Here is a 13,435-nt window from a genome sequence, read left to right on the forward strand (position 1 = left end):
TTGTCACTCCTCTTATCAGTAATACGAGAAAAAGCTTTTGCTCGTCGGATCAACGATGCACTCCGCTCCCCATCCTTTTTCCCTGCCGATCTGTTGCAATCGCTTCGCCAAATCGTAAACGACGGGAATTTCCGAGCCGTAATGACCTGCATCGGCAATAAGGATCCCCTGCTTTACCGCGTTCTGCGCATCGTGGTATTTGACGTCTCCAGTCACATAAAGATCGGCGCCGGCAGCGGCGGCGTCTCCCAAAAAAGATGCCGCCGCCCCGCCGCAAAGGGCTACGCGGAAAATTTCCTTCGTCGCATCGCCGGCATACGGCAAAACCGGCAGCGCTAATTCTTTTTTCATAAATTCCAAAAATTCACAGGCCCGCGTCTTTTGCGGCAAAGAACCGATGCGCCCCATGACCTCCGTATCCGTCGTTTTCAACGGTGTCACATCACGCAGACGCAACCGCGCAGCAAGGACGTCATTGACGCCGCCAAAGGCGCTGTCCAAATTCGTATGAGCGCTGTAAACGGCCGTTTTATGCGTTAACAGGCTGCTGAACAAGGCACCGTCATACGTATCCGTTCGAATCGACTTGATACCGCCAAAAATCACGGGATGGTGACTGATGATCAGGTCGATCCCGTTTTCTGCGGCATAAGCCGCATTCTCCAAGGTAACGTCCAGGGTAACCATGATCTTTGCCGCACTTGCACGAGGATCGCCGATCAAAAGTCCCGGATTGTCCCATGCTTCCTGAAGCCGCAAAGGCGCCAATTCATTCATTACTTTCATGACTTCCGCTATTTGCACTGCCATCTCCGTTCCTCCCATTCCGCTATTTCCCGACGCAAAAGCAGCAGCTCTTCAGCGTGAATCGCGCGGCTTTTTCTCATGCCCTGCAGGATTTTTTTCTTTTTGTCAATGATCTCGTCCAACAACGCCCCCAATAAAGGCGTCCTTTCGCGCCAATTTTCCGCGCCGATCTCCAGCTGCCACTGCGGCGGTGTTTTCCGCCGCCCCTGTCGCGCCCGCAAAAGCTGATAGATTCTGCCGCCGTCGGCAATCAACGTCTCCCTGTCCGGATACCAACCGATCCGATAAAGATATGACCGCAATGCCGCCGCATCGCTCATGGGCTGCAACACCAAGAAAGAAAGACGGTCGCGGACGGCGGCGCTCTCCGTCAGAATACGAATCATCAGCGAACCGCCCATGCCGCAGATAAGAGCACCGTCAACCTCTCCGAGACGAACGCCTTTGAGTCCGTCTGCCAGGCGGCAGTCAATCCGTTCCGTCAACGACGCTTGCCGCACGTGAGCCGCAGCGGCAGATAAGGGCCCCCGTACAATGTCGGAAGCGACGGCACGCGGACAGACGCCGCGTTGACAGAGATCGATCGGTATATAGCCGTGATCCGTCCCGACATCGACAATCACGCTGCCGCGGGGAACGAAGGCGGCTGCAGCGGCTAATCTTGCCGTCAATTTCATAAAAAAAACTCCTATCGAAAAAAAGCTATCCCACAATGCTGCGGAATAGCTTGTTCATGATTTGGTGGGCCTACTTGGGTTCGAACCAAGGACCAACCGGTTATGAGCCGGTGGCTCTACCGCTGAGCTATAGGCCCGGCAGATAAAGGTTGCGGAGAACCTTGCCTATGTATTATACGCTAATCAATATAGACCGTCAAGCTGTCTGCATCAAAGAAAATCTTTGATTTTTTCCCGTTTCCCCCAGTTGCGCAGCTTGCTCAACGCCTTTCCTTCAATCTGGCGAATGCGCTCGCGCGTAACGTTGAAATGTTGTCCCACCTCTTCCAGCGTTCTCGGCCTGCCGTCTTTCAATCCGAAGCGAAGGTACAACACCTTGCGTTCCCGGTCGGTAAGACAGGAGAACACATCTTCAATCTGCTCCTTCAACAAAATGAAGGAAGCGGCGTCATCAGGAGCGACAGCTTCCTGATCTTCAATGAAGTCTCCCAAATGGGAGTCCTCTTCTTCCCCGATCGGGGTTTCCAGAGAAACCGGTTCCTGCGCAATTTTCATGATCTCCCGCACCCGTTCAATGGGCACTTCCATTTTTTCGGCAATTTCCTCTGGCAACGGTTCCCGTCCTTTGTCCTGCAAAAGCTGGCGAGAAATCCGAATCAATTTATTGATCGTTTCCACCATGTGGACGGGAATGCGAATCGTCCGCGCCTGATCGGCAATCGCGCGGGTAATCGCCTGACGAATCCACCACGTCGCATAGGTGCTGAATTTATAGCCCTTGCTGTAATCAAATTTATCGACGGCTTTGAGCAGGCCCAGGTTCCCTTCCTGAATTAAATCCAAAAAGAGCATGCCGCGGCCGACATAACGCTTGGCAATGCTGACGACGAGGCGAAGATTGGCATCGGTGAGTTTCTTTTTGGCCGCCACGCCGGCCTGTATGTCTTCCGGCGCGGCATCTTCCGCACAACCCCGTTCAATCGTTTTCGCCAAAGTAATCTCTTCTTCCGCCGTAAGCAGCGGCACCCGCCCGATTTCCTTCAAATACATGCGTACGGGATCATCGATATTGACACCTTCGGGAACACTTAAATTGATGGCATGTTCATCAACCTTTTCGTTTTCTTCGTCATCAAGATCTTCATTTTCATTGACCTGATCCGACTCGCCGACAATATCAATCCCCTTTTCGGCAAACACTTCATACATCTTGTCAATTTGATCAGGCGTCAGATCATCTTCTTCCATGACATTCATGATTTCCGTGTAAGAAAGACACCCTTTTTGCTGGCCCTCTTGTATGAGTTGCGTAATGTGGGACAATGCCAGTTCCTGCCGTTCCTTCTCTGTCAGTCCCTTTACTTCCTCCGTTTTTTTTGCCGCCTTTTTTTTGCCTTTTACCGGCTTCGCCTTCGCCGCTTTCGCCATCTTCTTTTCCGTCACTGCGTTCTCCTTCTCCTCTATCGTCATTGTTTCCTCTTGTTTTTCATCTATACGCATACGATACCGCTCCCTTCTGCCGTCAAGACCATCTTTTCATTTCATCGCTGATTTTCTTACATGCCTCTAATTCTTCAAGGAGCCGTATGTCATTGGTACGGCTGTAGGCGGCGGCTTGCCGACTGTGCAGACGATAAGCCTGCTGCAGCTCTGCAAAGCGGAACCGCTTCACATAATCCAATACTACTTTTTCATCGAGCGGCACGTCTTGCAGTACCATAATGCGGGACAGTTCTGCCCATTCCTCCGGCGCAAGCTGTTCCTGCACATCGCCTTGCGTATAGTTGCCGCCCCTATCATGCAGTCTCAACAGGGTTTCATAAATACCCCGCCGTTTTTCATCTTTAAAGAAATCACGCTCAATCATCTTGCCGATACGCGCACAGGCATCCGGCTTTTCCATGAGAAATCGCAGGATATTCTCTTCGGCCACAGCCATTGCATGCGGGCCGCGCGCCGTCTTATTGGCGGCCGCAATATTGCCCGATATGACCACCTTCTGCCGACCGGCTTCAGGATGTTTCGTCAAGTAAGCGTTATATTCCGTGCGAACTGCTGTTTCCGATATCTGCAGTCGTTCGGATAGGCGTTTCAAAAACGCTTCGATGACGATTTGACTATCTGCCTGTATCAACGCCGGAAATACCATGGCCGTAATCGCCGACTTTCCTTCCAACGTCGCACCGTCGTGTTCCTGCATCGCCGTTTGCAGCATATATTCCAGCGCATTCGGCGCCGCCGCGACAGCCGCTTCAAAAGCGGCGGCGCCGGCGGTATTGATATACTCGTCAGGATCCTTTCCCTGCGGCAACGATACGACACGCACGGTCAGCCCCAACCCGCGCACGACTTCCATAGCGCGCAGCGTCGCCTGCCGACCGGCGCCGTCCATATCATAGGACAGAACCAGTTCCTTGCTCTGCCGCTGCAGGAGCCTCGCCTGTTCTCCCGTAAAAGCGGTTCCCAAGGAAGCGACAACATTAGTAATGCCGCGGTTATGAGCCGAAATGACATCCATATATCCTTCTACCAGGACAGCCCTGCCCTTTTCATAAATTCCTTTATGCGCCACATCCATAGCAAAGAGAAGACTGCGCTTATCAAAAACCGGCGTTTCCGGAGAATTCAGATACTTCGGTTTGCTGTCATCCAAAACACGGCCGCCGAAGGCAACGGTTTTGCCTCGCCCGTCCCGTATGGGAAAAATGACGCGATTGCGAAATGCGTCGTAAACCTTATGATTGCTCTCCTTTGCCAACCCCAACAACAGCAGTTCCTCTTTGGCGATCCCCTTTTTCTGAAAGGCCTCGGTCAACTTATCCCAGCTGTCAGGTGCGAACCCGAGTCGAAAAGTCCGGATCGTCTCATCCGATACATGGCGCTGCCGGAAATAGGCAAGCCCTTTTTCACCGTAATGTGTCTTCACCAGGCAATTATGGAAAAAAGTACAGGCCATTTCATTGATTTCATATAACCGGCTGCGCTGTCGCTCCCTGGCCTGCTCCGCCGGCGTCTGCTCGAAGGCGGGCAGCGCAATATGAGCTCTGGCAGCCAATATTTCCACGGCTTCGGAAAAAGAAATATTCTCTTTCTTCATGATAAAGGTAAAAACATCTCCCGATGCATGACAGCCGAAACAATGAAAAAAGCCTTTATCGGGCGCTACGCTGAAAGAAGCGGTTTTTTCGTTGTGAAAGGGGCAACAGGCCCAAAAATTCCGTCCGCTTCGCTTCAGCACCAAATAGTCGGAAACGACGCTGACAATATCATTAGCCTGGCGGACTTGTTCGATAAATTCACTGGAAAACTTCTTCACTCGTATCACCTGATCATCATTTAAGTAACACTGCTGCAACTACTATAATTCTATGCAACCCTCGCAAATCCTTCCCGTCATAATAAAATTGAGGTTACGAAAACAGCAATCAACGTATACGAACCCGACATACTAACTTATTCCATGTGAGCCGACTGTTTTCCTGCTTTTTATGAATAGGTTTTCCTATGTATAAAGAAAATATAAATTTAATAATTAATTGTTAAATCTCTTTTTCTTAATTGGCTTTCTGCATTTCTCTCCTGTATACTATACATAGCGATAGGAAGGGGATATCATGCAGGAAACAATGATACCGATGCTTCAATTTACAGTAGGGCCTCTGGAAAAGCCGACGTCGCTGGCAGGGGCGCTGCGTCACTTCGGCATTTCGGCCACCTTGCGGCGCCGCTTGAAACACAACGGCAGTTGTGCCGTAAACGGCGCGCCGGCATTACTCAAAGATCTGGTGCGCGAAGGGGACCGGATCACAGTCAATCTGAGCATTAATCAACACATTTCGCCTTGCCCCATTCCCCTGGATATAGCTTACGAGGATGCCTACCTTTTGGTTGTCAACAAGCCGGCCGGTCTGCTGATGCATCCAACGGCAGCAGTGCGGCAAAACACGCTGGCCAATGCCGTCGCTTTTCATTATCACGAAAGCGGCCAACAGTCTTCTTATCATCCCATGCACAGGTTGGATAAAAACACGTCCGGCCTTTGTCTGATCGCCAAAGCACCGCATATACAATATGCTTTTGACAGAAAAAAGTCTTTTTATCACCGCACCTATCTGGCTATTTCCGAAGGCCGCTTTCCGGCAAAAACAGCGCATATTTCCTGTCCCATCGGACGTTGCAGCGACAGTATAATAAAACGCCGCACGTGCGATAACGGCAAAGAGGCGGTCTCTGATTTTACCCGTCTTGCAGCCGCCGATAACTGCAGTCTCCTCAGCATCACCTTGCATACGGGACGGACACACCAGATTCGCGTGCACAGCGCTTACCTCGGCTGCCCCTTGGCAGGAGACGACTTGTATGGCGGTCACCGCACTTTATTGACACGTCAGGCGTTACACGCCGGAAAAATCGAATTTATTCATCCCGTGACGGGAAACCGACTCACCGTTAATTCCCCATTGCCGACGGATATGAAACATATCATCGACAAATTTGGCTGGAATGATATAGTGCACGATTATATTTAGGAGGAATGTCTCATGCCATTAGTAACGACAACGGAAATGTTTAAAAAAGCGTATGAAGGCCATTATGCAATCGGCGCTTTCAACATCAACAATATGGAATTAGTACAGGCAATCACGGATGCAGCGGCAGCGCTGCATTCTCCGGTCATTCTGCAGGCCTCCGCGGGAGCGCGAAATTACGCCAAACCGCCGTATCTGAAACACCTCGTGGAAGCCGCCTTGGAAGACCATGATCTGCCCGTAGCGCTTCACCTGGATCACGGCGCCGACTTTGAAACCTGCAAAGATTGCATTGATAACGGCTTTACGTCGGTCATGATCGACGGCTCGCAGTATGCGTTCGATGAAAATGTCGCCTTGGCGAAACGCGTCGTCGAATACGCGCATGCCCACGGTGTCGTCGTCGAAGCGGAACTCGGACAACTGGCCGGCATTGAAGATGATGTCCATGTCGATGCGGCAGACGCTTCTTATACGCGCCCGGAAGAAGTGGAAGAATTTGTTTCCAGAACCGGCGTCGACTCTCTGGCCATTGCGATCGGTACCAGCCACGGCGCCTATAAATTCAAGCCGGAACAATGCACGCGTAACGAACAAGGCGTTTTAGTGCCGCCTACGCTCCGCTTCGATATTCTCGAAGAAGTTTCAAGACGCCTGCCCGGCTTCCCCATCGTTCTCCACGGCGCTTCTTCCGTCGTTCCTGCTTACGTAAAAATCATCAATGACAACGGCGGCAAATTGAAAGATGCCGTCGGTATTCCTGAAGAACAACTGCGCAAAGCCGCCTCCCTTTCGGTCTGCAAGATCAATGTCGACTCCGATCTGCGCCTGGCCCTGACTGCCGGCATTCGCCAACATATGGCAGAACATCCCGATCACTTCGATCCCCGTCAATATTTGAAAGACGGTCGCCAAAATGTACAGGAACTTGTTGCTCATAAGATTAAAGCCGTTTTCGGCTCTGAAAACAAGGCGTAAACGCTTGCTTTTTGCAGTATACTATGATAAAATTCTTTCTAGTGTTCTTGTAATGTAGGGAGGTGAATCAATTGCCGCAAATCAAATCCAACATCAAAACAATGGAAAAAGACGCAGCCCGTCACGCAGCCAACTCTCGGGTAAAATCTTCGGTACACACAGCTATCCGCCATACGACCGAAGCCGTTGCCGCAGGAGATGCAGAAGCCGCTAAAACAGCGTTTAATAAAGCCAGCAGTGTTATTGACAGCGCCGCTCAAAAGGGTGTCATTCACAAAAATACAGCAGCCCGTAAAAAATCTCGCTTAGCTGTTAAAGTAAACGGCTTGGAAAAATAATTTGAATGCCTGCAGGCCCCGTGCAAACGGGGCTTGTTTTAGTATGTATTTCTTATAGGAGGGATTATGACCTTTCCCGCACGAAATCAACTCAACTATTTTTTCATGTTATTCTTCCCCTTGCTTTTGACGCAAATGGCGCAAGTCGGCACCAATGTCTTCAGCAGCGTCTTCAGCGGCCGGGCCGGTACGGTCGATTTGGCAGGCGTCGCTGTCGCCGTTAACATCTGGTATCCCGTCTTTGCCGGAGTCTGCGGCATTTTTTTCGGCATTTCACCAATTCTTTCGCAGCTGCGCGGCGCCAACAAAACGGATGATATCCCTTCCTACATTATGCAAAGCATTTATCTTTCTCTTTTCTTCACCATCTTTATTATCCTTTTCGGAATCATTTTTACGGATCCGTTTCTTCGTCTCATGTCCCTGGACCCGGCTGTCCACTACATCGCAAAAGAATATCTCTTTGCCCTGTCTCTCGGGATTCTTCCTACCTTCATACAGGCCACCTTACGCTACGTTGTTGATGCACACGGCATGACGCACCTTTCCATGGCCGTACTGCTGACCAACATGGTGCTGACCATTTTCCTGTTCTACGGACTAATCTTCGGAGCGGCCGGGCTGCCGGCCCTGGGCGGCGCCGGCGCCGGCTACGCTATCACGATTGCCGCTTGGCTCACGCTCTTTCTCTTTATCCTCATCTTTCGCTTCAAAGAACCTTTCCGCTCATACCGGCTGTGGCGCGTCTTTCGGCCTTTCGACTGGTTTCTGTGCCGCGAACAACTGCGACTGGGCATTCCTATCTTCATTGCCGTTTTTTGCGAAACGAGCCTATTCAGCATAGTCGGCCTCCTCATGAGTGAATTCGGCACCGTTTTTTTGGCCGCCAATCAGGCGGCGATCAGTTATTCCGAGTTTATATACACGATTCCCTGGAGCATCAGTCTGACGGCAACGATCGTCATCGGCTATGAAGTCGGCGCCAAAAATCCTGCAGGCGCACGGCAATACGCCGTGATCTGCCAAGGCGTATCGCTGTTTATTGCCTGCCTTACGGTAATGTTGACCTACATCGGTCTAGACACTATCAGCGGCGCCTTCACCAGTGATTATGAAACCTTTACTCACATCCGCACCTTCATCATTTACGCCATGCTGTTTGCCTTCTTTGATGCCCTCGGCACACCGGTACAAGGGATCTTGCGCGGCTATAAAGATGTCAAGGTCATCACTTTCGTCTCTTTCATCACGTATTGGCTCATTTCCATCCCTTTGGGCATCGCGCTGGCCCATGCAACGGACTGGGGCGCCTATGGGTACTGGTTGAGTCTGATCATCGGCCTGGCCATAAACGCGTTTTCATTGAACGCCCGTCTCTGGCACCATACGGCCTGGCGCGCTTAATGCAAAGGAGGATCTCATGGAACGAGCAAAATTACTAAACTATACCGATGTCTTGCTGCAAAAAGGCCTTTTTCTGCGAAAAGGGCAGATTCTTGTCGTCAATGCACCTGTCGACGCGTCCGATTTCGTCACGCTGCTGACCAAGAGGGCCTATGACCTGGGCGCATCCCAAGTCGTTGTCAATTGGCGATCTGACGCTGTCACACGCCTTCGCTATGAATACGAAGAGCTGAAAAACTTCAAAATACTGCCCGACTGGCGCCGTGATTTCAGTCTCCATTACTATCGACAGGGCGCCGCCTTCTGCAATCTGATTTCAGCCAATCCTTATTTAATGGACCGTATCGACAGTAAAAAGATTTTTGCGGCGCAGCGAGCGCAAAACGAGGCGCTGAAAGAATATATAGACGGCATGATGGCATCAAAGGTCAGTTGGCTTGTCGCCGCCGTGCCCGGCCCGGCCTGGGCACGGCTGTTGTATCCCGACCTGCCGGAAAAGGAAGCGATCGATGCCTTGTGGCGTGAAATTCTGAAAGCGTCCCGCGCCGACGGAGATGATCCCCTTGAAGATTGGAACCGTCATCTGAGTCACTTAAAAAGCAGACGTCAATGGATGACGGCGCAGGCATTTACGGCGCTCCGATACACAAGCGCAAACGGAACCAACCTGACTGTCGGCCTGCCGGAAACGCATATCTGGCAAGGCGGGGTCGAAGAGACAACTGCCCACCACCCTTTCAACGCCAATATTCCTACGGAAGAAATCTACACGGCGCCGCATAAAGACGCCGTCGACGGTATTGTTTTCAGCACGAAACCGCTGGTTTATCAGGGAAAGGTCATCCGTGATTTCTCCTTGACCTTTTCCAACGGTAAAGTGACGGAAGTACACGCCGCTGCGGGAGAAACGGTGCTGAAAGAATTACTGCAAATGGATGCCGGCGCCTGCCGCTTGGGAGAGGTCGCTCTAATCCCCTATACATCACCGATTTCTCTCTCCGGTAAATTGTTTTATGAAACCCTTTTTGATGAAAACGCTTCCTGCCACTTGGCTCTCGGCAAAGCATACCCTACTTGTCTGAAAGGCGGTCCCGATCAATCTGCCGAAGCGTTGGCTAAAGCCGGATTAAATGATTCCATGCTTCACATTGACTTTATGATCGGTTCAGCAGATCTGAACATAACGGGAATCAAAAAGGACGGTTCGGAAGTCCCTGTTTTCAGTCACGGAAATTGGACGTAAAAAAGATGCGGATCATAAGATCCGCATCTTTTTTACGTCTAAGTTTTATTCATCTTATTTTATCTTTTTAATTTCCTCTTCCAGCACCGGCAGTGCATCGAAGAGATCGCCGACGATACCGTAATGGGCAAATTCAAAAATTGGCGCATCAGGATCGGAATTGACGGCGATAATCAGCTCTGCGTCCTGCAAACCGAGCTTATGTTGAATCGCGCCGGAAATACCGAGAGCGATATAGATCTTCGGCGCAATTTTCGAACCTGTTATGCCGACCTGTTTTTCATGGGGAGCCCAGCCGCTGTCAACGAGCGGCTTGGAAACACCAAGTGCGGCGCCGATAGAAGCGGCAAAATCAGCGACTTTCTGCAAGCCTTCAGGACTGCCTACGCCGCGGCCTGCGCCGACGACGATTTCCGCATTCGTAATCGTCAGTTCCTGTTCTTCAGCCGATAACGGTTCGAAACCGACAACCTGCTGCAACGGCTTTGCCCCATTTAACGAAACCGTTTCATGAATGATCTCACCTGTACGCCCCGCATCGAAAACATTGCCGCGGAATATTTTATCACTGATCGTAGCCAACTGCGGGCGTGTCGTCGTCAATATTTTCACGAACAATTTACCGGTAAAGGCGGGACGAATCCAGGTAATGGAATCATCGTCGCCTTCGTAGCCGCAATTGATGCAATCGGCAACGAGCCCCAGATTCATAGCCGCTGACAGGCGCCCGCCCAAATCACGACCGTTATGCGAAGCGCCGATGAGGACAACATTCGGTTCATATTTATTTAAAACTTCTTCGGCCGCCTTCGTATACAGCGACGATTCGAAAGAAGCTAATTCCGGATTATCAACAACGACAACGGCATCAGCGCCATATCCGATGACCTGTTCGGCTGCCGCAGCAGCACCTTCACCCATAATCCAGCCGACAAGTCCGTTCTTTTTACTGTCAGCCAATTCACGGCCTTTACCGAGAAGTTCCAAGCTCAGCGGACTGATCGTGCCGTTTACCAATTCAATATATACCCAGACATTTTGTTTTAATTCCATCGCTTTTCCCTCCCCTTACAGTATTTTTTCGGAAGCTAATGTATCTACCAGTTTTTTAACGGCATCCTTCGTGTCACTGCCTTCTATCATCATGCCGACTGCATGTTTTTCCGGAGCAAAGGTCGTTGTAACCGTTGTCGCCGATCCGCTCTTCCCTGCTTCAGCGGGATCCAACTGGATATCTTCCAAACGCCATACATCGAAGATCGCTTTTTTGGCATTCATCTTACCCTTGATCTTGGGCGAACGCGGCGTGTTGATCAATTCCGTAACCGAGCATACAGCCGGAAGCTGGGCTTCTACCGTTTCAATACCGCCGTGATTATGGCGGGTTGCCTTCACCGTCGTACCGTCTACAACAACGGAATCTGCATAAGAAACCAGCGACATGCCTAAATGCTGCGCAACTGCCGGCGGAATCTGCCCCGTATCACCGTCAGCCGATTGTTTTCCCGTAAAGACGAGATCAACATCACCGATAGCGGCAATAGCTTTGGCCAGTATCTTTCCGGTAGCCAGCGTATCCGAACCGCCCATTCGTTCGTCGGAGACAAGAATCCCCTTATCGGCGCCGATAGCAATGCCGTCGCGCATCGCTTCCCCGGCCAATGCGGTTCCCATGGTGATCAGCGTAACCGTACCGCCAACCGCCTCTTTTACTTGTAAAGCCGCTTCGACAGCATTGAAATCAACGGGATTCAGCATTGAAGGCGCGCCGATACGAACCAGATTATTGGTTTTCGGATCTATTTCAATATCGGAAACGGCAGGTACTTGTTTTACTAATACAACAATATTCATCTTCCAATCCTCCCTTATATATTTTCTTAGAGCAAATCTATCCTTTATGAGTATATAATATCATATTATTTTATATATATCAACTAATAATAATTATTTTTTATATTAATTGAAAAATTTTTTCAATTGTTCTTTTGCTACTGCCGTGTTCTCTCCGGAGAATCAGCAAAAACACCTCGCCGATACAAAAAAACAGCCTTTACGGCTGTTTTTCTCAAAGTATTTTAGACAGAAATTCTTGCGTTCGCCCTTCTTTTGGATGAGAAAAAATATCATCCGGTTTTCCTTCTTCAAGAATCAATCCTTCGTCAATGAAGAGAACCCTGTCGGCAACTTCACGGGCAAAACCCATTTCATGCGTAACGATAGCCATTGCCATACCGTCTTTTGCCAAGGCCTTGATGACATCGAGAACCTCCCGCACCATCTCGGGATCCAACGCCGACGTAGGTTCATCAAAAAGCATGAATTTCGGTTTCATCGCCAAAGCCCGCGCAATGGCGACACGCTGCTGCTGCCCGCCGGACAAGGTATCGGGATACGCATCTTTTTTGTCTTCAAGTCCCACTTTTTCCAGCAGGCGCATCGCGGTCTCAGCTGCTTCCTTTTTATCAATATGCCGAGTCTTGATCGGAGAAAGCATGATATTTTCCAGAACCGTCATATGGGGAAACAGATTGAAACGCTGAAAAACCATGCCAACTTCCATGCGAATAGCATTAATGCTTTTCGCATCGCTCATGCTGATGCCGTCTACGGAAATCTCGCCGGAACTCGGCGCTTCCAAATAATTGATGCAGCGCAGGATCGTACTCTTACCGGACCCGGAAGGCCCGATAATAACGACGACCTCCTGATCATGGATCGTGAGATCAATCCCGTTCAGAACGTTATGGCTGCCGAAACTTTTTTTCAACCCTTTAATTTCTATCATCCGTCGCAAACCTCCGTTCTAAATAACTTACCAACTGCGCGATGCCCAACGTCATAATTAAATACAGGCAGGCTACGGTCATCCAAATCTCAAAAGATCCGTAGGTCTTGGCAATGATCAGCTGACCGCGCCGCGTCAATTCCTCAAAGCCGATGACGGAAACCATGGAGGTCTCTTTCGTCATGGAAATGAATTCATTGCCGAGGGGGGGAATCATATTTTTGAAGGCCTGCGGCAAAATAACGTACCGCATCGTCTGTCCCCAGGAAAGACCGAGAGACCGGCCTGCTTCCATCTGTCCTTTATTGACCGATTGAATGCCGGCGCGGAAAATTTCGGAAACATAGGCGCCGCTGTTAATGGAGCAGGCGGCAACAGCCGCCACCAAAGGATTGATACGCATGCCGAGTATCTGAGGTAATGCGAAATAAATGAGGAATATCTGCACCAGCATAGGCGTACCGCGAATAACGTTCACATAGCAGACGGCAAGAACCTTCAACAGTTTTATGTTGGATAAGCGGCAAACGCTGGTGATCAAACCCAAAATAAAGCCGATGCCGACGGCAATGGCCGTAATTTCGATCGTAACAGCCGCCCCTTGCAGCAGCAAGGGCAAAGAGTCCCAGATTAGAGAAAAATCAAAATGCATACTCGTAAACACTCCTTAC

Annotated in this window: 13 protein-coding genes and 1 tRNA gene; 5 read left to right on the forward strand and 9 right to left on the reverse strand. The window is 50.3% G+C overall.

Translation table 11 applies throughout. The annotated features are described in order from the left end of the window. Window positions 1–15 precede the first annotated feature (15 nt). The 5 genes from C0977_RS04575 to dnaG all read right to left on the reverse strand — a co-directional run bounded on the left by C0977_RS04575 (window position 16) and on the right by dnaG (window position 4,800). On the reverse strand, window positions 16–810 hold the full coding sequence (locus C0977_RS04575) for a Nif3-like dinuclear metal center hexameric protein (RefSeq protein WP_101912598.1): 795 nt from the start codon (window positions 808–810) through the stop codon (window positions 16–18). After that, window positions 795–1,484, reverse strand: coding sequence for a tRNA (adenine(22)-N(1))-methyltransferase (locus tag C0977_RS04580; RefSeq protein WP_023052864.1), 690 nt, complete (start codon window positions 1,482–1,484; stop codon window positions 795–797). Before C0977_RS04580 ends, C0977_RS04575 begins: the two co-directional genes overlap by 16 nt. 62 nt (window positions 1,485–1,546) lie before the next feature. Beyond that, window positions 1,547–1,621: transfer RNA gene (locus tag C0977_RS04585), tRNA-Ile, on the reverse strand. A gap of 73 nt (window positions 1,622–1,694) precedes the next feature. Next, window positions 1,695–2,984, reverse strand: coding sequence for an RNA polymerase sigma factor RpoD (rpoD, locus tag C0977_RS04590; protein WP_234987571.1), 1,290 nt, complete (start codon window positions 2,982–2,984; stop codon window positions 1,695–1,697). Between the two features lie 22 nt (window positions 2,985–3,006). Continuing rightward, window positions 3,007–4,800, reverse strand: coding sequence for a DNA primase (gene dnaG / locus C0977_RS04595; RefSeq protein ID WP_101912599.1), 1,794 nt, complete (start codon window positions 4,798–4,800; stop codon window positions 3,007–3,009). Window positions 4,801–5,098: 298 nt separating this feature from the next. On the opposite strand from dnaG, the gene C0977_RS04600 reads away from it, so the two are divergent. The 5 genes from C0977_RS04600 (at window position 5,099) to C0977_RS04620 (ending at window position 9,976) form a co-directional block, all read left to right on the forward strand. Then, window positions 5,099–6,013 (forward strand): RluA family pseudouridine synthase, encoded by a 915-nt coding sequence (locus C0977_RS04600; protein ID WP_234987572.1) that lies wholly within the window; start codon window positions 5,099–5,101, stop codon window positions 6,011–6,013. A 12-nt stretch (window positions 6,014–6,025) separates the two neighbouring features. Continuing rightward, entirely contained in the window at window positions 6,026–6,991 is a 966-nt protein-coding gene (gene fba, locus C0977_RS04605; protein ID WP_101912600.1) for a class II fructose-1,6-bisphosphate aldolase, read from the forward strand. Between the two features lie 71 nt (window positions 6,992–7,062). After that, on the forward strand, window positions 7,063–7,329 hold the full coding sequence (gene rpsT / locus C0977_RS04610; RefSeq protein ID WP_101912601.1) for a 30S ribosomal protein S20: 267 nt from the start codon (window positions 7,063–7,065) through the stop codon (window positions 7,327–7,329). 66 nt (window positions 7,330–7,395) lie between these two features. Continuing rightward, window positions 7,396–8,733: an MATE family efflux transporter gene (locus C0977_RS04615; protein WP_101912602.1), complete on the forward strand. Its 1,338-nt coding sequence runs from the start codon at window positions 7,396–7,398 to the stop codon at window positions 8,731–8,733. A 16-nt stretch (window positions 8,734–8,749) separates the two neighbouring features. Continuing rightward, entirely contained in the window at window positions 8,750–9,976 is a 1,227-nt protein-coding gene (locus C0977_RS04620) for an aminopeptidase (RefSeq protein ID WP_101912603.1), read from the forward strand. A gap of 54 nt (window positions 9,977–10,030) precedes the next feature. On the opposite strand, the gene C0977_RS04625 is transcribed toward C0977_RS04620, so the two are convergent. From C0977_RS04625 to C0977_RS04640, 4 genes are all read right to left on the reverse strand, one after another. Continuing rightward, entirely contained in the window at window positions 10,031–11,029 is a 999-nt protein-coding gene (locus C0977_RS04625) for an electron transfer flavoprotein subunit alpha/FixB family protein (RefSeq protein ID WP_023052800.1), read from the reverse strand. A 15-nt stretch (window positions 11,030–11,044) separates the two neighbouring features. Further along, window positions 11,045–11,830, reverse strand: a complete 786-nt coding sequence (locus C0977_RS04630; protein WP_023052870.1) for an electron transfer flavoprotein subunit beta/FixA family protein — start codon at window positions 11,828–11,830, stop codon at window positions 11,045–11,047. Window positions 11,831–12,044: 214 nt separating this feature from the next. After that, complete coding sequence (locus C0977_RS04635) at window positions 12,045–12,764, reverse strand: amino acid ABC transporter ATP-binding protein (RefSeq protein WP_023052779.1); 720 nt, start codon at window positions 12,762–12,764, stop codon at window positions 12,045–12,047. Further along, window positions 12,751–13,416, reverse strand: coding sequence for an amino acid ABC transporter permease (locus C0977_RS04640; RefSeq protein WP_023052840.1), 666 nt, complete (start codon window positions 13,414–13,416; stop codon window positions 12,751–12,753). The genes C0977_RS04635 and C0977_RS04640 overlap by 14 nt, the downstream gene beginning before the upstream one ends. Window positions 13,417–13,435: the final 19 nt, after the last annotated feature.

The organism is Megasphaera vaginalis (ex Bordigoni et al. 2020), from assembly GCF_900240295.1.
Lineage (GTDB): Bacteria > Bacillota > Negativicutes > Veillonellales > Megasphaeraceae > Megasphaera > Megasphaera vaginalis.

Coding starts and splice junctions, on each gene's coding strand:
- C0977_RS04575 (WP_101912598.1), bottom strand. CDS start 810: ATGGCAGTGCAAATAGCGGAAGTCATGAAAGTAATGAATGAATTGGCG.
- C0977_RS04580 (WP_023052864.1), bottom strand. CDS start 1,484: ATGAAATTGACGGCAAGATTAGCCGCTGCAGCCGCCTTCGTTCCCCGC.
- rpoD (WP_234987571.1), bottom strand. CDS start 2,984: ATGCGTATAGATGAAAAACAAGAGGAAACAATGACGATAGAGGAGAAG.
- C0977_RS04600 (WP_234987572.1), top strand. CDS start 5,099: ATGCAGGAAACAATGATACCGATGCTTCAATTTACAGTAGGGCCTCTG.
- fba (WP_101912600.1), top strand. CDS start 6,026: ATGCCATTAGTAACGACAACGGAAATGTTTAAAAAAGCGTATGAAGGC.
- C0977_RS04615 (WP_101912602.1), top strand. CDS start 7,396: ATGACCTTTCCCGCACGAAATCAACTCAACTATTTTTTCATGTTATTC.
- C0977_RS04620 (WP_101912603.1), top strand. CDS start 8,750: ATGGAACGAGCAAAATTACTAAACTATACCGATGTCTTGCTGCAAAAA.
- C0977_RS04625 (WP_023052800.1), bottom strand. CDS start 11,029: ATGGAATTAAAACAAAATGTCTGGGTATATATTGAATTGGTAAACGGC.
- C0977_RS04630 (WP_023052870.1), bottom strand. CDS start 11,830: ATGAATATTGTTGTATTAGTAAAACAAGTACCTGCCGTTTCCGATATT.
- C0977_RS04635 (WP_023052779.1), bottom strand. CDS start 12,764: ATGATAGAAATTAAAGGGTTGAAAAAAAGTTTCGGCAGCCATAACGTT.
- C0977_RS04640 (WP_023052840.1), bottom strand. CDS start 13,416: ATGCATTTTGATTTTTCTCTAATCTGGGACTCTTTGCCCTTGCTGCTG.